22 protein-coding genes are annotated in these 19079 nt (G+C 67.1%); 9 read left to right on the forward strand and 13 right to left on the reverse strand.

Features of this window, described 5'->3' with window-relative positions; genetic code table 11:
• Positions 1-47 precede the first annotated feature (47 nt).
• The 5 genes from BST47_RS10140 to BST47_RS10160 form a co-directional block, all read right to left on the reverse strand.
• Positions 48-3110 carry an MMPL/RND family transporter gene (locus BST47_RS10140; protein WP_083125537.1) on the reverse strand — a complete coding sequence of 1021 codons (3063 nt, stop codon included), beginning with the start codon at positions 3108-3110 and terminating at the stop codon, positions 48-50.
• Between the two features lie 110 nt (positions 3111-3220).
• Positions 3221-3655, reverse strand: a complete 435-nt coding sequence (locus tag BST47_RS10145) for a DUF6188 family protein (protein ID WP_083125388.1) — start codon at positions 3653-3655, stop codon at positions 3221-3223.
• A gap of 75 nt (positions 3656-3730) precedes the next feature.
• Positions 3731-4402 (reverse strand): TetR family transcriptional regulator, encoded by a 672-nt coding sequence (locus BST47_RS10150; RefSeq protein WP_234809641.1) that lies wholly within the window; start codon positions 4400-4402, stop codon positions 3731-3733.
• Complete coding sequence (locus tag BST47_RS10155) at positions 4399-4869, reverse strand: PaaI family thioesterase (RefSeq protein WP_083125390.1); 471 nt, start codon at positions 4867-4869, stop codon at positions 4399-4401. Before BST47_RS10155 ends, BST47_RS10150 begins: the two co-directional genes overlap by 4 nt.
• 325 nt (positions 4870-5194) lie before the next feature.
• The gene (locus BST47_RS10160; protein WP_083125538.1) at positions 5195-6388 is read right to left on the reverse strand and encodes a cytochrome P450; all 1194 of its coding nucleotides are present in this window, start codon (positions 6386-6388) and stop codon (positions 5195-5197) included.
• A 64-nt stretch (positions 6389-6452) separates the two neighbouring features.
• Between BST47_RS10160 and BST47_RS10165 the strand changes: the two genes are divergently transcribed.
• The gene (locus BST47_RS10165; protein ID WP_083125391.1) at positions 6453-7055 is read left to right on the forward strand and encodes a TetR/AcrR family transcriptional regulator; all 603 of its coding nucleotides are present in this window, start codon (positions 6453-6455) and stop codon (positions 7053-7055) included.
• 11 nt (positions 7056-7066) lie between these two features.
• Here the strand turns inward: BST47_RS10165 and BST47_RS31050 are convergent, their stop codons facing one another.
• From BST47_RS31050 to BST47_RS10175, 3 genes are read right to left on the reverse strand one after another with little or no spacing between them, the layout of a single operon-like run.
• The gene (locus BST47_RS31050; protein ID WP_420094026.1) at positions 7067-7492 is read right to left on the reverse strand and encodes a tyrosine-type recombinase/integrase; all 426 of its coding nucleotides are present in this window, start codon (positions 7490-7492) and stop codon (positions 7067-7069) included.
• The gene (locus BST47_RS31055; RefSeq protein ID WP_234809643.1) at positions 7489-7743 is read right to left on the reverse strand and encodes a site-specific integrase; all 255 of its coding nucleotides are present in this window, start codon (positions 7741-7743) and stop codon (positions 7489-7491) included. Before BST47_RS31055 ends, BST47_RS31050 begins: the two co-directional genes overlap by 4 nt.
• Positions 7733-7975: a hypothetical protein gene (locus tag BST47_RS10175; RefSeq protein ID WP_083125392.1), complete on the reverse strand. Its 243-nt coding sequence runs from the start codon at positions 7973-7975 to the stop codon at positions 7733-7735. Before BST47_RS10175 ends, BST47_RS31055 begins: the two co-directional genes overlap by 11 nt.
• Positions 7976-8775: 800 nt before the next feature.
• On the opposite strand from BST47_RS10175, the gene BST47_RS10180 reads away from it, so the two are divergent.
• Entirely contained in the window at positions 8776-9429 is a 654-nt protein-coding gene (locus BST47_RS10180) for a nitroreductase family protein (RefSeq protein ID WP_234809644.1), read from the forward strand.
• 10 nt (positions 9430-9439) lie between these two features.
• On the forward strand, positions 9440-10510 hold the full coding sequence (locus BST47_RS10185) for a DUF2855 family protein (RefSeq protein WP_083125393.1): 1071 nt from the start codon (positions 9440-9442) through the stop codon (positions 10508-10510).
• On the opposite strand, the gene BST47_RS10190 is transcribed toward BST47_RS10185, so the two are convergent.
• Positions 10497-10898 (reverse strand): VOC family protein, encoded by a 402-nt coding sequence (locus BST47_RS10190; RefSeq protein ID WP_083125540.1) that lies wholly within the window; start codon positions 10896-10898, stop codon positions 10497-10499. The two genes, BST47_RS10185 and BST47_RS10190, sit on opposite strands and share 14 nt — an antisense overlap.
• Positions 10899-10985: 87 nt before the next feature.
• Here BST47_RS10190 and BST47_RS10195 point away from each other — a divergent pair, with 87 nt between their 5' ends.
• Positions 10986-11960, forward strand: a complete 975-nt coding sequence (locus BST47_RS10195) for a cobalamin biosynthesis protein (RefSeq protein ID WP_083125394.1) — start codon at positions 10986-10988, stop codon at positions 11958-11960.
• On the opposite strand, the gene BST47_RS10200 is transcribed toward BST47_RS10195, so the two are convergent.
• The 3 genes from BST47_RS10200 to BST47_RS10210 are packed head-to-tail and all read right to left on the reverse strand — an operon-like array spanning position 11914 to position 13893.
• Positions 11914-12741 carry an SURF1 family cytochrome oxidase biogenesis protein gene (locus BST47_RS10200; protein ID WP_083125395.1) on the reverse strand — a complete coding sequence of 276 codons (828 nt, stop codon included), beginning with the start codon at positions 12739-12741 and terminating at the stop codon, positions 11914-11916. The two genes, BST47_RS10195 and BST47_RS10200, sit on opposite strands and share 47 nt — an antisense overlap.
• Complete coding sequence (locus BST47_RS10205; protein ID WP_083125396.1) at positions 12741-13247, reverse strand: low molecular weight protein-tyrosine-phosphatase; 507 nt, start codon at positions 13245-13247, stop codon at positions 12741-12743. Before BST47_RS10205 ends, BST47_RS10200 begins: the two co-directional genes overlap by 1 nt.
• Entirely contained in the window at positions 13240-13893 is a 654-nt protein-coding gene (locus BST47_RS10210; RefSeq protein ID WP_083125397.1) for an HAD-IA family hydrolase, read from the reverse strand. Before BST47_RS10210 ends, BST47_RS10205 begins: the two co-directional genes overlap by 8 nt.
• A gap of 37 nt (positions 13894-13930) precedes the next feature.
• Between BST47_RS10210 and cobC the strand changes: the two genes are divergently transcribed.
• The 5 genes from cobC (at position 13931) to BST47_RS10235 (ending at position 18467) form a co-directional block, all read left to right on the forward strand.
• Positions 13931-14953: an Rv2231c family histidinol phosphate aminotransferase CobC gene (cobC, locus tag BST47_RS10215; RefSeq protein ID WP_083125398.1), complete on the forward strand. Its 1023-nt coding sequence runs from the start codon at positions 13931-13933 to the stop codon at positions 14951-14953.
• Positions 14950-16113, forward strand: coding sequence for a Nif3-like dinuclear metal center hexameric protein (locus BST47_RS10220; RefSeq protein ID WP_083125399.1), 1164 nt, complete (start codon positions 14950-14952; stop codon positions 16111-16113). The genes cobC and BST47_RS10220 overlap by 4 nt, the downstream gene beginning before the upstream one ends.
• Positions 16103-16840, forward strand: a complete 738-nt coding sequence (locus tag BST47_RS10225) for a zinc ribbon domain-containing protein (RefSeq protein WP_083125400.1) — start codon at positions 16103-16105, stop codon at positions 16838-16840. Before BST47_RS10220 ends, BST47_RS10225 begins: the two co-directional genes overlap by 11 nt.
• Positions 16837-17925 carry a bifunctional RNase H/acid phosphatase gene (locus BST47_RS10230; protein ID WP_083125401.1) on the forward strand — a complete coding sequence of 363 codons (1089 nt, stop codon included), beginning with the start codon at positions 16837-16839 and terminating at the stop codon, positions 17923-17925. Before BST47_RS10225 ends, BST47_RS10230 begins: the two co-directional genes overlap by 4 nt.
• 62 nt (positions 17926-17987) lie before the next feature.
• The gene (locus BST47_RS10235) at positions 17988-18467 is read left to right on the forward strand and encodes an SRPBCC family protein (protein WP_083125402.1); all 480 of its coding nucleotides are present in this window, start codon (positions 17988-17990) and stop codon (positions 18465-18467) included.
• 24 nt (positions 18468-18491) lie between these two features.
• On the opposite strand, the gene BST47_RS10240 is transcribed toward BST47_RS10235, so the two are convergent.
• Complete coding sequence (locus tag BST47_RS10240; RefSeq protein WP_083125541.1) at positions 18492-19067, reverse strand: helix-turn-helix domain-containing protein; 576 nt, start codon at positions 19065-19067, stop codon at positions 18492-18494.
• Positions 19068-19079: the final 12 nt, after the last annotated feature.

Below are 19079 nucleotides of genomic sequence, written 5' to 3' on the forward strand. Positions count from 1 at the left end.
CCATGGGCTAGCAGTGTGTCAGTTGGCAACCGACGCCGACTCACGTGTCATGGGCGGCGGGTAGCCCGTTGTGGCCACCAGCTGGCTTCGCGCAGGAGTGTGGCGATGGCGGGGACGGTGAGGGTGCGGACCAGGAAGGTGTCCAGCAGAAGTCCGCAGCCGACGATGAAGCCAACTTGGATCATGATGGCAATTGAGCCGACCACGAGGCCGAACATGCTGGCGGCGAAGATGAGCCCGGCTGAGGTTATGACGGAGCCGGTGTTGGCCACGGTGCGTAGCACGCCGACGCGGATGTTGGTGCCGGATTCCTCACGTAGCCGCGAGACGAGCAGCATGTTGTAGTCGGCGCCGACGGCGACGAGGATGATGAACGCCAGAAGCGGTACGGGCCAGGCGATTTCGTAGCCGAGTCCCCATTGGAATACCAGGACGCCGATGCCCAGTGAGGCCAGGTAGTTCAGCACGACCGTGCCTAGCAGGTACAGCGGTGCCAGCAGGGCGCGCAGCAGCAGTACCAGGATCAAGCCGACGATGACCAGAGTGGCGATGACCAGTTGGGCGAAGTCGGTCCACAGCAGGCGTTGGAGGTCGGAGTTGACGGCGGGAAATCCCGCAACCGACACGGTGGCTTGGGCCAGTGAGGTGTTGGGGCGGGCGGCGTTGGCGACGTCGGTGATCGTGTGGGTGAGCTTCGTGGCCTCGCCGCTGTAGGGGTCGTGGTGAGATTCGATGGCGAAACGGGCAGTCTTGCCGTCGGGGGACAGGAATTGCTTAGCGACATCGGCGAATTGGCGGTTTTCGAAGGTGTTGGCGGGCAGGTAGAAGCCGCTGGAGGAGTCCGAGCCCGCACTCGCGCGGGCCGAGTTTTGCAGTTGCGTGGCGATCTGGCTCATGCCCGACAGCATCTCGATGTTGCTGTCGGCGAGCGTGTGAACCCCGGTGGCCAGCGCTTGGGCGCCGGAGGCGAGTTGGCTGATGCCGTCCCGGAGGCGGCCGATGTTGCCGGCCAGATCGGCGGGGTCACCGAGGGCTCCGAATGCCTTGTTCATGGAGGCGACGGCGGTTTGGACGTTGGCGAGGGTGCCGGCGACGGTGGCGTTGGTGGCGGGGTTGTAGCGGTCGCCGAGGTCGGCGACCTGGGTGAAAAAGCCGCCGTTGCGTAGAGTCACCAGGATCTGGACCTGGTCGCGGATCTGGGCGCATTGGGGTGTGGTCGCGCACCACGGGGAGGTGTTGAGGGCGCCGACGAGCGGATCCAGCATGGCGATGGCGTTGGCGGCTCGGTCGGCCAGGGGCCGCAGCCCCGGCCCGGATTGGATGGCCTGGTCGACCGCTGGTGCGGTGGCCGAAAGTTGTTGCAGCAGGGGCCGGAACCGCTGTATTTGCGTCCCGGCGGTTTGGGCTTGGCTCAAGATGCCGCTCAGCGGGGTCAGCGCGGTGCGCAGGGTGGTGTCGAGTTGGGCCAGCCCGGCGGCGAGTTGGTCGGCGCCGTTGGTGAGTTTGGCCAGATCGGCTTTGCGGGCGTTGCCGTCGGCGACGGCGCCGGCCATCTTGTCGCCGATCTGTTGGTTCTGCCAAGCCAATTCGGCTTGGTCGAGCCGTTCGCCGGTGGGGCGGGTGACACCGGACACCTTGGTGACACCCGGAATCTGGGAGACACGGGAGGCCATCTCGTCGAGATCGGCCAGCCCTTTGCCGGTGCGCATGTCGGTGGGGTTTTCGACCAGGAGGAATTCGGTGATGACAATGTCTTTACGGAAGTGGCGGTCCAGCAGCTGGTAGCCCTGGTTGCTTTCGGTGCTGGCGGGCTGGCCCCTGCGGTCGTCGTAGCTGATCTTGATCGTCGCGGCGACCGCCGACAGCGCGATGAGGATGACCAGGCTGATGGCCAGTAGCGGAACCGGCCGACGGACCACGGCCACAGCGACGCTGTTCCAGTAGCGGCGGGTGCGGTCGGGTTTGGGCTCACCGATGCCGCGTTTGGCGGCCAGCGCCAGCACCGGCGGCAGCAGCGTGACGGTGGCCAGGAACCCGAAAAGAACCGCGACAGCGCATGCCGGGCCGAGCGCGGCGAACACGCTGAGCCGGGCGAACACCATCGCCAGGAACGCGAATGCGACTGTGGCCGCCGAGGCCAGGATCACCCGGCCGATGCTGGCGGTGGCGTGGATGACGGCCTGCTCGGCCGGCACCTGCGCGCGGCGCTGCTCGTGGTAACGGCTGATCAGAAACACCGTGTAGTCGGTGCCCGCACCCAGCAGGATCGCGGTCATAAACGCCACGGTGAACTGCGAGACGGGCATGCCCAGCTCGCCGAGAGCCGACAGCACACCGCGCCCGACTGCCAAGCTCACCCCGATCACCAGCAGCGGCAGCAGCGCGGTGACCACCGACCGGTACACGATCAGCAGAATCAGCGCGATCAGACCCGCGGTGGCGATCGAGATGAACACCAGATCGTGCTCGGCGGAGGCGATCTGGTCGCGGAATGTCGCCGGCGGACCGGTCACGCGCACCGTCGTGCTGGAGTCGCGAAACGCCTCAGCGGCGATGTCACGCACGGCTTCGACAGACTCTGCGGCGGTGGGATCACCCAGCGTTCCCGCGATCCCCACCGGTAGGTACCAGGCCTTTCGGTCCTGGCTGACAGCTTGGGCTTCGGTGACCGGGTCGGCAAGCAGGTCCTGAACCAGCAGAACGTGGTCGGTGTCGGCGCGCAGCCCCGTCACCAGCTGCTCGTAGCGATCCCGTGCCGACGGCGTCAGTCCGGCGGGGTCTTCCATCGCGACGAACACCACCGTCTTGGAGCCCTCTTCGCCGAAGGCCGCGCTCATCCGGTCCACGGTTTGAAACGAGCCCACATCACGCGGGATCAGGTCCACCGACTGCTGCCGCACCACAGTCTCCAACTGGGGAAACAGCAGCGCCAGCACCACCGCAACACCGAGCCACGCCCCGATCACCAGCATCTTGTGTCGCACCGTGAACCCAGCCAGCGCCGCCAGCCGTGCGCTGTACTCACTGGAGCGGGCCGGATCCGTCGAACGGCCGTTTCGCGGCCGAAGTGTCGTTGCGGTGCCCGAAACATCTGGATCGCTGTCGGTCACCACACCTCCATCCGAAGCGAGACTATCGGTATCGCTACGCTACTAGCAGTGCCATAGTGGTTCGCAACCCCTGCCTGGGCGGGCAAGCGATTCGGGCGCGTCTCCGACCGCTAATGACGTGCGGCGACATCGGCGTCGGCGTCGTCGTCTTCGGGGATGTCGTGGCGGACCACCCGGACCCGGCCACGCGGCAGGCACGCCATGTAGCCGTGGTGTTTGCCGTAGAGCTCCCAGGCGGTGGCGTGTGCGTCGGCGTCGACATCGATGCGGTGCCCGCGGGAAAAGCCCAGGTGTAGCGCGCCGTCGTCGCCGTAGCATGCGTGCGTGCACACCGCGCCCGCCAAGTCCAGCAGCGGGCGTTCATGCTCGGCGACCCGGTAGGGATCGATGAGCACTTCCTCGGCAGGAAAGTCACCGGTGGCGGGCAACGTGAGCCGCAGTGGGCAGGAGATAACCAGCTCGTTGTAGTCATCGAGGTCCAACACCAGCCCGTCGTGCAAAGACATCCGCTGCACAACGCAGTCTTCGATCCATTGGCTATACATCGCGCCTCCTTCGACACGTCATCGGGTCGTTCCCCAAATGGTACGGCAGGTAGCGCTGCGATACCACCAGTAGCGTTAGCTGCCGGCGCTGATGGAGCTCAGGCTGTCGAGAACCCGCCTGGTAGCCCGCTCGATACGGTCGCGTGTCTCAGTCGCCGAGGCCCGTTGGCCGATGAATGCAGTCAGGTTCGCCAGCCAGATGTCGGCGATGACTTCGGCGACCCGTTGGTCTAATGGGTCGGGCTTGCCGCCGCCCAGCGTGCGGGCGAGCAGGCGTTCGATCACGGCGGCAGCCTTGTTGACCGCCGCGGCGTCGCTGGTATTGGCGACAACGAAGGCCCGGGTCATGGCCTCGGTGAGAAGTGGGTCGCTCTGCCAGCGTTCGTGCAGATAGGCGGTGAGCCGGTCCAGTCGCTGCTGGGGTGCGGCGGCGCTGGCGGTCCAGTCATAGCTGGCGTCGAGGCGCTGGAATTCTCGGGTCAGTGCCGATACCAGTAGGTGGGTTTTGGACGGGAAGTAGCGATATAGCGTGCCCACGGCGATGCCGGCGCGCTGGGCCACCGTGCGCATCTGAACGGCCTCATAGCCGCCCGCCGCGGCCACGATCAGCGCCGCATCCAAAATCGCCTCCCGGCGACGGGTCGACGCGCGCGAATGTGGCGCTGCAGTCGCCTTTGGCGGGTCCGGCGGTGAATCTACCTGAGACAGTGGCACCTTGGGGGGCATGCGGGTGTCGGGTGCGGTCACGATGCCGGGTCGTGGGGGTCTGTGTGGGGTCCGCTGCTGCGCGCGAATTGCTCGAGCAGGCCATCAAACGCGGCCAGATCACCGTGGGCCGCGAAGTGGTCGGTGGTCACCACGACGAACACCGCGCTCGCGGTGAACCGGGTGACCCCATTAGTGCTCGTGCCCGTCCCGCTGACATGTAGGGCGCGGCCCTCCCGCGCGGTGATGTGCGCGGCGATCCGGTGAGGTTGATGCAGCGGCACCGGCAGCAGATACTCGACGGTCAGGCTGCGCGTCACCGCAGGCGTGCCGGCGATCCACAACGTAAAGCCCAAGAGGTCATCGCACGCGGCGGCCACCGCGCCGCCATGCGCCAACCCCGGCGCCCCGATGTGGCGGTCGTCGAAGATCACATCGGCATACACCTCGTCGCTGCAGCGGTACACCACCAGATGCAGGCCGTGAGGATTGTCCGGGCCGCAGCCCATGCATGTCGGCGTATGGGGGGGCAGCAGCTCCGCTGGTGGTGCAAGCGAACGGTCGGATGCAACATCGCGATATGGCAAGTGATCAGACACCCCAAAACCTCCGGTACGAACAGTTTCGCTGCGATACTGTTGGTACCACATCTGCGGGCGGGTGGGGAACCGTTGGCCTGAAAGTTGGAAGCGGCGCGGTGAGTAAGCAGCGGCCAGCCGGACGATGGCGCGCCAAAGGACACCGAACCCGTAACCACGTAGGTCCAGTCCCGTAATCATTCGGTCCGCGACGGCGGTACTCCGCTCGCCGTCGGTTGAGGCTCGTGCGCCGGGATTAGTTCGTCGACGAGGTGATCGGCAGCGAGAGATAGCCGCGGATGGGCCCCGAGCGCAGCCGTATTGCCGAATCGAGATCGACCTGCCAATCGGGCACCCGCGACAGGAAGGCGTGCAAGGCGATTCGAGCCTCCATCCGCGCCAGCGCAGCACCAAGGCAGAAATGGACGCCCCGGCCAAAACCCACCTGGTGTTCGGGTTTGCGATCGATATCGAAGACGTCCGGGTGCGCAAACACCCGTTCATCGCGGTTGGCCGAGCCAAACAACAGAAGCACCGAGTCCCCCTCGGACATAGTGATGCCGTGCAGCGTCACGTCGGTGGTCAGCACCCTCGAAAGTCCCTGCACCGGTGAGTCATAGCGCAACAATTCCTCGACCGCCTGACCGAGCAGTGCGGGGTCGGCGGCCAGCCGATGACGACTCTGCGGATGCTCGGCAAGCACCACCGTGGCGTTGGCCAACAGGTTCGTGGTGGTCTCGTGGCCCGCGATCAGCAGGAGCAAGCAGAACCCGAGAAGTTCATCGTCGCTGAGCTTCTCACCGTCCACCTCGGCGCTGACCAGAGCCGACATCAAATCCTCACGCGGCGTCCGACGACGGTCAGCCAGGAAGTCGGCGAAGTATGCATATACCGCGGCTGCGGCAGCAAGGCCTTCCCCCACCTCGCCACGGGCCGGGTTTGACTGAATCAATGTGCTCGACCATTGCCGGAACTGGGTACGGTCCTCGCGCGGAACACCTAACAGGTCAGCAATGACCATGGCCGGAAGAATGCCCGCGAACTCAGCGACGAAATCCACCGTCCCGCAGGACAAATCGAGTTTCTCGACCAGCTGCTCGGCCAACTGCTCGATACCCTCGCCGAGGGCAGCAACGCGCCGAGGGGTGAACGCCCTGCTGACCAAGGCTCTTAGCTGATCGTGGCGCGGTGGATCCATCATGATCATCATCGGCAGGAATGATTCCAGGAACGGCGCGTCCGGCGGCGTCGGAAAAACACCATTGACTGACGAATAGGTGTGATGATCCAACAATGCCGCGCTGACGTCGTCGTGGCGACTGAGGACCCACGTGTTGGAGGCCTCCGCCCGATACACCGGGACCTCATTACGCATCAACCGGTATGCGGGGTAGGGATCGTCCTGAATGTCCGCATCGAAAGGGTCATAGCGAATTTGCACCGTCGACATATGGAACTCCCGCCACATTGCAGAACGTCGGTTTAAACTCAGAGTCTAATTGACAGGAGAGTCAATGCGCGAGGTTCCCGCTCAAATTGCCCAACGGCTGCCCGCGGCAGCCGCACTGTTCGCCGAGCGCGGTCTCAACGACACCAAGATCGAAGACGTCGCCGCAGCCACGGGAATTGCCAAAGCCACCCTGTACTACTACTTCGCAGGCAAAGAGGACATCCTCGCGTTCTTGCTCGAAGACGCCCTGCAGCAGGTGGCCAACGAGGTGACCACGATCGCGACCGGTGACGGTACGGGCGCCGACCGCCTTCACCGCGCCATCAGCGCGCAGCTACGGGTGATGGCCCAACGCCCCGCCGCCTGCCGCGCCCTGATCGGCGAACTGGGCCGCGCCGCCCGCATACCCGTCATCGCTGACATGATCAGCATCGCCTACCTCGAACCCGTCGAGACCCTGCTTCGGGAGGGAGCCGCCGACGGTTCCCTGGTTGCTGTCGACAACGCCCGGGCTGCAGCCATCGCGCTGTTCGGCGCCGTTACGACCAGCGCCCTGACCTACCTCATTACCGACGACGCGCTAGACGAGGGCCTCGTCGCGCGCGCCATCGACGATGTGGCGTTTACCGGCCTGCGACCACGGAAACCGCGACAAGAGCTGACATAGCCACTGCCAGGTCACCGGTCTCCGTTGGCCCTCGACCGGCCGAGCAGCGCATCGCCCGCCGCCGCCAGCGCGTCGTCGTAGACATGCCCATAAACCCGCAGAGTGATCGCCGGGTCGTGACCCAACCACTTGGCTGTAGCCGACGGTGTGGTGCCGCCGTCGAGGAGCATGGTGGCAGCGGTGTGCCGGACGTCGTGCAGCCGAATCGCCGGCACGCCAGCGGCTTTCGCCAGCCGGGCGAATTCGTCCGAGTAGGTCTCCGGCCGGATGGGGGAGCCGTCCTCGTTGACGGCGACGAAGCCGGTTTCGGGGTATCGCTCGCCGAGGGCCAGGCGCTCGCTCGCTTGCTGGACCTTGAAGGCCCGAAGCGCGGCGAGAACGTCGGCGGGCATCGGCAACGCCCGCCGGGACCGCTTCGACTTCGGTTCGCCGGTCACCGTGCCGTGCCCCTCGACCACGACGCGGCCCTGGGCGACCGAACGGTGCCAGCATCGAAGTCGACATCGGACCACCGCAGTCCGAGAACTTCCGACCGGCGCAGCCCTGCCAATGTCAGTAGCCAGCAGGCGATCAGCCGCTCGTCGCGCAGATGCTCGCGGAACTGGCCGGCCTGTTCCGGCGTCCAGCTAGCCATCTCGTGATGCTCGACCCCTGGGCGCTTGACCAAACGGGCGACGTTACGGGCCACCAGTCCCTCCCTCATCGCGTCGTCGAGGGCTGACGGCCATCTCGCGCAGAGTCTTGGCCAGCTTGTCCGACCCGGCCCACTCGGTATCCGGCCCGGCATCGGTGAAGCTGTTGAAATTGACCTGCGCCCGCACCAGCTCCCAACCGCCGACCACCGTGAGCACCGTCCGCTCCAGGTTCTCCGACGGCTGCAATATCTCGCGTACGTCGTAACGTCGTCGCTCACCTGCCACGTCGGCAGCCTAGGCGGCGCGGACGACACTCACGGCTGGGTGTCGCCGAGGTTCCGCGACCGACCAAGCAGCGCAAAGGCAGCGTCACCGATGTGAACGGATTTGTGAACGAAACCGTGCGCAACACGGGCGAACGCCTCGACACGGCGCGACACGCGAGACGCTGAATCGCGGCCGACCAGCACGTTAGCGACGTGGCTGCAACGGCAAGAACGCAACCGGCTGGCTCAAAACCCAGAGATTCACGGGTTCGATTCTTGCGGCGGGCGGTCGACCGTTCTGGTTCTCCGGACATCGGAATGAGTCTGAACCTGCTGGTGCTACCTGGTCACGCATTACCTGCAGCTCCGCGGTTGAACGTTCCTTATGGGCTCTAGACCCCTTGACCTGCGATTACAGGATCCCTGTAACAGGATTCCTGTAACGAATATTCTGTAACGAGGATCGTGTAATCGCAGGTCATGGCTGCTACCCGAGGAGCCACCGCCCGGATTGCAACTAGAGCGTGCAATCGGGCGAGTGCTTCGATCGCGAAACTCAACCAGTCGATCTTTGAAGCACGCAGAAACCGACCCCCGGTGTGCCGAGAGTGTGCCAAGACGCGCAACAACGAGACGTGAATCGGTGAACGCGGCGACACATCTGGGACGCGTGACCTGGACATCTCGCCATCTACGAGACGCAATGAGACCATGCGGACGCTTTGCGGCAGCTTTACACACCAGCGGTCGGCGGTTCGATACCGTCCGCGCCCACCCTTGCCTCGTGCCCCGGGCGCTCGCCGTGTTGGGATCGAAGACATGACCCAACAAGAAGCCTTGACCATGTCGCTCGAAGAGGCGATGCGCACGCAGCGGGCGATCCGTCGGATCAAACCCGACCCGGTCGATGACGCACTGCTGTTGCACATCCTCGAACTGACCATGAAGGCGCCGACGGGCTCCAACGCGCAGAACTGGGAGTTCATCGTCGTCAAGGACCGTGACGTGGTCGCGAAACTCGGCCGCCTGAACCGCACGGCCATCAAGCTCGGCGGCGCTCTCTACAAGCGCGCGCTCGGCGGCCGGATGGACGACAAGATGCTCCGCAACGAGAAGGCCGTGCGGTGGCAGGCCGAACACTTCGACGAGATCCCCGTGGTGATCGTGGCGTGTCTCAAAGGTGTCGTCCCGCCGTGGCCGCCGGTCGCGGTGACCAGTGCCTACGGTTCCATCTATCCAGCCGTGCAGAACCTCCTGCTGGCGGCCCGTGCCGCAGGCCTGGGCGCGGCGCTGATCACCATTCCGCTGTGGAGCAAGTTCTTGGCCCGCCGCGTCCTCGGCCTGCCGTGGAACGTCACCCCGTGCGCGGTGATCCCGATGGGCTGGCCGATCGGCAAGTACGGCCCCACGACGCGTCGTCCTGTCGGAGAACTGGTTTCGCTCGACCGGTATGGGAATCGCGCCTTTATGTAAGGCTGGCCGCGTGGACCTGGAGCTGAATCGCAAGGACCTGCACGACACCCGCATCGTCAACGGCGACCCGCCGTCGCCTGCCGACGGCGAGGCGCTGCTTCGGATTGAATCGTTCGGGCTGACCGCCAACAACATCACGTACGCCGTATTCGGTGACGCCATGAACTACTGGGGCTTCTTCCCGGCGTCCGATCCCGAGTGGGGGAAGCTCAACGTCTGGGGTTACGCCCACGTGGAGAGGTCCCGCAATTCCGGCCTGCCGGAGGGCATGCGGGTCTACGGCTACCTGCCGTGCGCCAGCCACCTGGTGGTCGTCCCGTCGCGCGTCAACGAGAAAGGCTTCCTCGACGCCGCACCGCATCGGGCGGATCTTCCATCGGCCTACCAGGGTTATCGCAATATCGTGACCGATCCCGTCTACTCGGCCGACCGCGAGACCGAACACATCCTGTTCTTCCCGCTGTTCTTCACGTCCTTCCTCATCGACGATTTCCTCGCCGACGAGGACTTCTTCGGCGCCGACACGATCGTCATCTCCAGCGCGTCGTCGAAAACGGCGCTGATCGCGGCCTACCTGCTCGCCAAGCGCGACGGCATCAAGGTGCTGGGACTGACATCGCGGGGCAACCGGGAGTTCGTTGAGGGGCTGAACATCTACGACTCGGTGTGTCTGTACGACGCGGTGTCCGAGCTGCCCGGTGAGCGCGCGGTCTATGTCGACATCTCCGGCGACGGTGGGGTGCGCACCGAAGTGCACGCCCACTACGGGGATCGGCTGGCCCACAGCTCGACGGTCGGTGCCACCCACTGGACGGAAATGGCATCGGGGGCAGGCGAACTCGCGGGCCCAAGCCCGGTGTTCTTCTTCGCGCCGGACCGGATCACCAAGCGCGGCAACGACTGGGGGACCGCCGAGCTCGACCGCAGGGTCGCCGAGTCGTGGGCGCCGTTCGCGCAGTGGGCCGCAAGCTGGCTCCGGGTCGAGCGGATTTCGACCGAGGACGAGATCCAGCGGGCCTACCTCGACCTGCTCGACGGAAAGGTCGACCCGGCGACGGGGATCATCGTCACGCTGGGCTAGGCGGCGCGAAGAACTCCAACGCGATGCCGTCGGGATCCCGGAAACTCAGCCCTGACCCGTAGCTCTCGTCGACGATGCCGCTGTGCTCGACACCCAGGGCGTCGAGCCGTTGCACCCACTGTTCCAGCGCGCCGCGGTCCGCACATCCGAAGCCGACGTGGTCCAGCCCGGCGCGGAACTCGGTGAATCGTTCGTCGGGTGCTTGCTGATCGTGCTGATGGATGCCGAACAAGGTGCCGTTCTCGAACGCCCACACCAGGTGGTGAAAACCCGCATCGGTGTGCTCGTCAAGGACGGGTTCGGCCTCGAGCAAGGCCCGGTACCACGGGCCGCTGACTTCGAGGTCACGCACCGTCAGCGCGACATGGTTAAGGGCCGGGAACGTCATCGTGGACTCCTCGCTGTTGTGTCTGTTGTGATCATGGACCTCCGGCCAGCCGATTGTGCGCGAACCACCCTGTGAGACGCTGCGGGAGTGTTTGCGCCACATGGCCGCGGCCGCGCCGCAGGGATCGCGGCGGGGTGGCTGGCCGACCTGCTGTTCGGCGACCCCCGACGGGGTCATCCGGTGGCGTTGTTCGGCCGCGGCGCAGCGGCTTTCGAGCGGCTGAGCTATGCCGATACCCGCCCCGCCGGTGCCGTCCACACCGCCGCTCTGCTCGGGGCCCTCGGCGCGGCAGGCGTAGCGATCGAGCGCGTGGCAGGGCGTGTGGGAGCGCCGGCGACTTTCGTGTCACTGGCCGCGGCGACTTTCGTGGCACTGGGCGGGACGTCACTCACGCGGGCCGGCAATCAGATGGCCGCCCACCTGGCCGCAGGTGACGTCGACGCCGCTCGGGCGCTCCTGCCGTCGCTGTGCGGACGCGATCCGTCAGTCCTCGACGCCGACGGCCTTGCCCGCGCGGCGCTGGAATCGGTCGCGGAGAACACCTCCGACGCACAGGTGGCCCCGATCCTGTGGGGGGCCATCGGCGGGGTTCCCGCCATTCTGGTCTACCGCGGCGCCAACACGCTGGACGCGATGATCGGTCACCGCACACCGCGCTACAACCGATTCGGTTGGGCCGCAGCCCGTTTCGACGACGCCGCCAACTTCATCGCCGCCCGCGCCACGGCCGTCATGGTCATGGTGTGCGCGCCCGTGGTCGGCGGGTCACCGCTCGGAGCGTGGCGGGCGTGGCGCAGCGACGCGGCACGTCATCCCAGTCCCAACGCGGGTGTCGTGGAAGCCGCCTTCGCCGGTGCGCTTGGTGTGCGGCTGGGCGGTCCGACCCAGTACGCCCACGAACTCGAGATCCGGCCGACACTCGGCGACGGCCCGCCACCGCGGATCGCCGACCTCAGCCGCGCCGTTCGGTTGTCGCGCGCGGTTCAGATCGCGACCGCACTCCTCGCGGTGCTTCTCAGCGGCGTCGGCCGTAGCGGTCGGCGAGCTTCGCCTCCGTCGTGACCGGTGCGTCCGGCGTGGCGTCCGCGGCTTCCTTGGCCGCCTTGTCCCGCCGACGCTGCAGGATCTCGGCGCGCGCGAAGTAGCCGAGGCCGATCGGCGCGATGATCCCGAACGCAATCCATTGGATGCCGTACGACAGGAACGGACCGGCGTCGAGGTTGGGCAACCCGAGCACGCCCAGCCCGCCGGGCTGGTCCTCGACCAGCTGCAGGTACGACCCCGCCAGCGGCACGCCGGTGAGCGTGGAGATCTGCCCGACATTGATCGAATACACCTGCAGTGCGCCGTCCTGGCGGAACGGCTCCCTGTCCCGCACGAGCCCTTCGGAGTCCCGCAACCGGGCGGTGACGGTCACCGTCCCCGCCGGCGGCGCGGGAATCGGCGGGACCTTGGACCCGCCCTCCGGGCGAACGTAACCGCGGTTGACGAGCACGGTCGGACCGCCGTCGACCGCGAAGGGCACCAGCACCTCGAAGGCGGGCTCGCCCTCGATCGACCGCAACCGCGCCAGCACCTGGGCGTCGGGCAGATACTTTCCGGTCGCGGTTACCCGGCGCCACTGGTCGTCGGGTGCCGACGAATCCTGTTGCGGTAAAAGCGTTGTCACCGGCACCGGATCGGCGGTCACGGAGTGTGAGATCTGGTTGTTCTCCCGCGACGTCTTGGAGTTCTTGCCGAGCTGCCACGGCGCCAACACGGTGAAACACAGGTACGCGAACGCGACCACCACCACCGCCAGCGCCAGCCAGGACGGCTTGAACAAGAAGGACCAGCGCTTCATCAGCTCGCGATTCCACGGGCGGAAAGCTGCTCGTCCACCCACTGATGCAGGCCGGGCAGAGACGCGTCGATCACGGAGAAGACGTCTTCGAAATCGTCGTGATCGCCGTAATAGGGATCCTCGACGTCCAGCGCATGCGCCCCCGACCTCGGATCGAACGAGCGCAGCATCCGGACTCTGTCCGCATCGACGCCCAGATCCGTCAGTATCCGCAGATGGTTGCGTCCCAGCGCGATGACGAGGTCGGCGGACAGATGGTCGTCGTCGACCTGCGCAGCGCGGTGCGTCGAGGGGTATCCGTGCGCGCGAAGCACGTGACTGGCCCGGCGGTCCGCGGGCTCGCCCGCGTGCCAGCCGCCGGTACCCGCACTCGTCACCCGCACCGCGCCCGCCAGACCACGCTCGCTGAGCTGGTGGGCGAACATCTTCTCCGCCATCGGCGAGCGACAGATGTTGCCCGAGCAGATGAAGGTGACGTGCAGCGGCGCGTCGGCTGACTCAGACACCGAGCACCGTCCGGAGCTCGTCCACGGTCGTGACCCGTGCGTGGGGGACGACGGCGTCGGGGCCCTCGAAGTCCGAGCGACCGTATCCCCAGGCGACCACCACGGTGTCGATGCCGTGCTCGGCGGCGCCCTCGACGTCGTGCGACCGGTCGCCGACCATCAGCACGCGGTCCGGCAGCGGCTCGAGCTGGGCCAACGCGCGTTTGACGACCTCGGACTTGGTGGCGCGCAAACCGTCGACGCTGGCGCCCGCGATGACCTCGAAATGCCCGTCGAGCTCGAAGTGGGTGAGGATCCGGACCGCCGTCGGCTCGGCTTTGGACGTCGCCACCGCCAGCCGGACTCCCGCGGTCCGCAGGTCGGCGAGCAGTGCGGGGATCCCGTCGAACGGGCGGTTCATCGCCCAACCCCGGTCCAGGTAGTCCTCCCGGTAGGCGGCGATCGCAGCGTCGGCCTGCTCGCCGAGGCCCATGTCGCGCAGCGTGTGATGCATCGGCGGGCCGACGATCATGGGGGCCAGGTCGCCTTCGGGGGCGACGGCGCCCACGGCGTCCAGCGCATGACGGAAGCTCGCCACGATGCCCTGAGCCGAGTCGGTCAGGGTGCCGTCGAGGTCGAAGATCACCAACTGCGGGGACGCTGTCACAAACTCATTGTCCCCGACGGCCCACTAGTGTCGTGATGTGGCAAGCCAATCCCGCCCGGGAGCGCGCTATCACGGCGACCAGGCCGCAGGTCCGGGCATGCTGGACTTCGCCGTCAACGTCCGCGCTGACGTGCCGCCGTCGTGGCTGGTCGATCGGCTCACGGCGCGGATGGCCGACCTGGGCAGGTATCCCAGCGCCGCCGACGAGCAGCGTGCCCGCGCCGCCGTCGCCGCCAGGCACGGCCGCGAGACCGCCGAGGTCGCCCTGCTGGCCGGGGGCGCCGAAGGGTTCGCGCTGTTGCCCGCCCTGCAGCCACAGTCCGCGGCGCTGATCGCGCCGTCGTTCACCGAGCCCGAGGCCGTCCTCGCCGCGGCCGGTGTGCCATTCCAGCACGTCGTTCTCGGGCCGCCCTACGAGCTGGCCGAGGCGGCCGTGCCCGACGATGCCGACCTCGTCATCGTCGGAAATCCGACCAACCCGACGTCGGTGCTGCACTCGCGGGAGCAGATCGCCGCGCTGCGCAGACCGGGCCGGATCGTGGTCGTCGACGAGGCGTTTGCGGACTCGGTGCCCGGTGAGGCGGAGTCATCGGCGGCCGTACCGCTCCCGGATGTGGTGGTGCTGCGCAGCCTCACGAAGACATGGGCGCTGGCCGGCCTACGGGTGGGCTATGCGCTGGGACCCGCCGACCTGCTCGATCGGATGACCGCGCGACGTCCGCACTGGCCGCTGGGCACGCTGCAGCTCGAGGCGATCGCCGCCTGCAGCGCACCGCACGCCGTGGCCGAGGCCGAACGCGGCGCACAACGCCTGCGCCGCCTGCGCGCGGAGATGGTCGACGGGCTGACTAGCATCGGCGTAGATGTCGTCGACGGATGTGCTCCCTTTGTCCTCTTCGCCGTCGAGGACGCCGAACTGATGCGAAAACACCTCGACGGCAAGGGCATTGCGGTGCGCCGGTGCGACACCTTCGTCGGACTGGACGGCCAGTTCCTGCGTGCGGCGGTGCGGCCCGAGTGGCCGGTGCTGGTCGAGGCGATGGCCGAGGTGATCCGGTGAGCGCCAGGAGCCGCTCGGCCGGACCACGGCTGGCCGACATCATCGACGTTCTCGAGACGGCCTACCCGCCGAACCTGGCGCAGGACTGGGATTCGGTGGGCCTGGTCTGCGGCGACCCGTCGGAGACCGTCGAGACGGTCACGGTCGCCGTGGACGCCACCGCCGCCGTCGTCGCCGAGGTGCCCGACCGGGGACTGCTGCTCGCGCATCATCCGCTGCTGTTGCGCGGGGTCGACACCGTCGCCGCCGACACCGCCAAAGGTGCGCTGCTGCACCAGATGATCCGCACCGGCCGGGCCCTGTTCACCGCGCACACCAACGCCGACGCGGCATCGCCTGGAGTATCGGACGCCCTGGCCGTCGCATTGGGCCTGACCGTCGAAGAAGTCTTGGCGCCCATCCCGGCCGGGACGGGCCTGGACAAGTGGGTGGTCTTCGTCCCCACCGAAGGCCCCGAAAACGCCGACGCGGTAAGGGAAGCGATGTTCGCCGCGGGCGCCGGACACATCGGCGACTACTCGCACTGCAGCTGGACCGCGACGGGTATCGGCCAATTCCTACCGCACGACGGTGCTACGCCGGCGATCGGCGCCGTCGGGACGGTTGAGCGGGTGCCCGAGGAGCGGGTGGAGATGATCGCCCCGTCGCGGATTCGCGGCCGCGTGCTGGCGGCGTTGCGCACGGCGCACCCCTACGAGGAGCCCGCGTTCGACGTCTTCGAGCTGGCGCCCCTGCCGGGCGACGTCGGGTTGGGCCGCGTGGGCGCGCTGGCGCGCCCGGAGCCGTTGTCGGCCTTCGTGTCACGGGTGCACGACGCGCTGCCGGGCACGTCGTGGGGGATTCGCGCCTCCGGCGATCCCGAGGCCACGGTATCGCGGGTGGCGGTCTGCGGCGGTGCAGGCGACTCCCTGCTCGACACCGTCGCGCGCGCCGAAGTGCAGGCCTTTGTGACCGCAGACCTTCGGCACCATCCCGCCGACGAGCACCGGCGGGCATCAGAGGTGGCGCTCATCGACGTCGCGCACTGGGCGAGCGAATATCCGTGGTGCACACAGGCCGCCGACCTGTTGCGAGGTCATTTCGGCGAAGCGTTACCCGTGCGGGTGTCAGCGGTTCGTACTGACCCTTGGAACGTGGAGAGAACGAGGCATGAAAGCTGAAGTGATTCACCAACGTTCGCTGCTCGAACTGGCCGAGCTGGATGCCGAACGAGGCCGTATCGAACATCGTGCGGGCCACCTCGCCGAGTCGCAGCGGCTCGAAACCATCCAGGCGACGCACCGCGAAGCCAACGACCGGCTGGCCGTGCTGCAGATCGCGCTCGACGACCTCAACGAGCAGGTGAGCAAGTTCGAGGCCGAGATCGACTCGGTCCGCCAGCGAGAGGATCGCGACCGCAAGCTGCTGGACTCGGGGGCCACAGATGCCAAGCAGCTCACCGAGTTACAGCACGAACTGGAGACACTCGAGCGCAGGCAGGCGTCGCTGGAGGACTCGCTGCTGGAGATCATGGAGCGCCGCGAGGAGCTGCAGGGCGAGCAGGCCGCCGAGTTGACGAAGATCGACGAGCTGCAGAAGGACCTCGGGGAGGCGCAGCGGGCGTGCGACGAGGCGCGTAGCGAACTCGACCGCCAACGCGACCAATCACTTTCGCGGCGCGACGAACTCGTCGCCGGCCTGGACCCCGACCTGGTGGCGCTGTACGAACGTCAGCGCACTCGCGGCGGCGCGGGAGCCGGGCTGCTTCAGGGTGGCCGGTGCGGTGCATGCCGCATCGAGATCGACCGTGGCGAACTGGCCAGGATCTCCGCCGCCGCGGAGGACGAAGTGCTGCGGTGCCCCGAGTGTGGAGCGATTCTGTTGCGGGTCAAGGGGACCGGCGCGTGAAGGTTGTCGTCGAAGCCGACGGGGGATCGCGCGGCAACCCCGGCCCGGCTGGATACGGCGCGGTCGTGTGGACCGCCGATCACAACACGGTGCTCGCCGAACGCAAACAGGCGATCGGCCGTGCCACCAACAACGTCGCCGAGTACAGCGGGTTGATCGCCGGTTTGGAGGAGGCCGCGGACCTGGGCGCCTCCGAGGTCGACGTGAACATGGACTCCAAGCTGGTCGTGGAGCAGATGTCGGGACGCTGGAAGGTCAAGCATCCGGACATGGTGCCGCTGTATCAGGAGGCCACCGCGCTGTCGACGCGATTCGACCGCGTCACCTACACCTGGGTTCCGCGGGCGAAGAACAGCCATGCCGACCGCTTGGCGAACGAGGCGATGGATGCGGCAGCCGAACTGGAAACGTCCGCGGCGGAACCGAAAGCGGAACAGCTCACCAACCCCGCCGGCTGGACCGGTGCGCGGGGTGCGCCCACCCGGTTTCTGCTGCTGCGACACGGGCAGACCGAACTGTCGGTGGAACGCAGGTATTCGGGCCGCGGCAACCCGGCGCTCACGGACCTCGGCCGTCGCCAGGCCGACGCGGCCGCGCAGTTCCTGGGCAACAGGGGCGGCATCTCGGCCGTGATCACCTCGCCGCTGCAGCGTGCGCACGACACCGCCGATGCAGCGGCCAAAACGCTGGGCCTCGACGTCAGCGTCGACGCCGACCTGATCGAGACGGACTTCGGCGGCTGGGAGGGGCTGACGTTCGGCGAAGCGGCCGAACGTGATCCCGCGCTGCACAAGCGCTGGCTGCGCGACACCAGTGTGGCGCCGCCCGGCGGGGAGAGCTTCGACGCCGCGGCCGAGCGGGTCGGCAGGGCGCGGGCGCGCATCATCTCCGAGCATCCGGGGGAGACGGTGCTGGTGGTGTCGCACGTGACGCCCATCAAGACGCTGCTGCGCATTGCGCTGGATGCGGGCCCGAGCGTCCTCTACCGCATGCATCTGGACCTGGCGTCGCTGTCGATCGCCGAGTTCTACCCCGACGGTGCGGCCTCGGTGCGGCTGGTCAACCAGACGGCCTACCTGGAATAGGTGACGGCCGGTTGGACGTGCTGGAGCGATGAGTTTCTGAGTCGCCATCGGTCGGTACGGACATGACTGACGAAACGATGAAATCGACGCGTGCGGTAGATGCGCCGGCCCAAACCGTGTTCGACGTGCTGGCCGACCCGAACACGCATCAGGCGATCGACGGCACCGGTTGGGTCCGAGAGTCGCTCGACGGCAAGCGGCTGACCGAAGTGGGCCAGGTCTTCCGGATGGCGATGTACCACTCGAACTACGGGGGAATGCACTACGAGATCGCCAATCGGGTCGAGGTCTTCGAGCCGCCACACGCGATCGCATGGCTTCCGGGCCAAAGCAACGACGACGGCAACCTCGACTTCGGCGGCTGGATCTGGCGCTACGACTTCGAGCCGGTCGCCGACGACCGGACGGAGGTCACGCTGACGTATGACTGGTCGGCGGTGCCGCAGGCCATTCGCGAAGAGATCGGGTTCCCGCCATTCGACCGGCAGCACCTCGACAACTCGCTCAAGCACCTCGCTGAGCTGGCACAAGATCGGGTGTAGCTGCATCAGCAGACGCGTCAGCCTTCAGCCGTGTAGATGCAGCCGTTCGCCGTGCACGCCGAAGATGGTGATCGCCTCGGCAGGCCCGTCCACGACACCGAACCAGTGCGGGGTCCATGTCGAGAATTCAACGGCTTCACCGGGTTTGACGATGAAGTCGCGCTCGCCGAGGATCAGCCGTACCTGGCCGGAGAGCACGTACATCCACTCCTGGCCCTCATGCACGGGCAGCTCGGGAGGCGGCGTGCGTCGGCGCGCGCTGATGCGGATCTTGTACGCGTGGAGCCCGCCCGCGGCGGCCTGACGGGTCAGCGGCCAGTAGGTGACGCCGTGGCTGGTGTGCGAGTTCGCCCGCACCCGAGGATCTTCGGTCTCGGGGGCCCGGAGTAGTTCGTCGGTGCTCACCGAGAGTGCTGCGGCGAGCCGGGGGAGATGGTCAAGAGCCAGCCGCCGCTTACCGGATTCCAGACGACTCAGCGTCGACACGTCGATGCTCGATCGCGTCGCGACCTCCTCGAGGGTGAGGCCACGCTGCATCCGCAGATCACGCAGACGCTTGCGCACCCGCAGATCGACGCTTTCTTCGTCATTTGCCTGCATGGCAAGAAAGCT

It is taken from the genome of Mycolicibacterium tusciae, from assembly GCF_002086795.1.
In the GTDB taxonomy this organism is placed as follows: Bacteria; Actinomycetota; Actinomycetes; order Mycobacteriales; family Mycobacteriaceae; genus Mycobacterium; species Mycobacterium tusciae.

Excerpts from the sequence above, each read along its gene's own strand:
- BST47_RS10145 (WP_083125388.1), bottom strand. The coding sequence starts at position 3,655 with ATGTATAGCCAATGGATCGAAGACTGCGTTGTGCAGCGGATGTCTTTG.
- BST47_RS10155 (WP_083125390.1), bottom strand. The coding sequence starts at position 4,869 with ATGGGCTGCGGCCCGGACAATCCTCACGGCCTGCATCTGGTGGTGTAC.
- BST47_RS10160 (WP_083125538.1), bottom strand. The coding sequence starts at position 6,388 with ATGTCGACGGTGCAAATTCGCTATGACCCTTTCGATGCGGACATTCAG.
- BST47_RS10165 (WP_083125391.1), top strand. The coding sequence starts at position 6,453 with ATGCGCGAGGTTCCCGCTCAAATTGCCCAACGGCTGCCCGCGGCAGCC.
- BST47_RS10180 (WP_234809644.1), top strand. The coding sequence starts at position 8,776 with ATGACCCAACAAGAAGCCTTGACCATGTCGCTCGAAGAGGCGATGCGC.
- BST47_RS10190 (WP_083125540.1), bottom strand. The coding sequence starts at position 10,898 with ATGACGTTCCCGGCCCTTAACCATGTCGCGCTGACGGTGCGTGACCTC.
- BST47_RS10200 (WP_083125395.1), bottom strand. The coding sequence starts at position 12,741 with ATGAAGCGCTGGTCCTTCTTGTTCAAGCCGTCCTGGCTGGCGCTGGCG.
- BST47_RS10225 (WP_083125400.1), top strand. The coding sequence starts at position 16,103 with ATGAAAGCTGAAGTGATTCACCAACGTTCGCTGCTCGAACTGGCCGAG.
- BST47_RS10235 (WP_083125402.1), top strand. The coding sequence starts at position 17,988 with ATGACTGACGAAACGATGAAATCGACGCGTGCGGTAGATGCGCCGGCC.
- BST47_RS10240 (WP_083125541.1), bottom strand. The coding sequence starts at position 19,067 with ATGCAGGCAAATGACGAAGAAAGCGTCGATCTGCGGGTGCGCAAGCGT.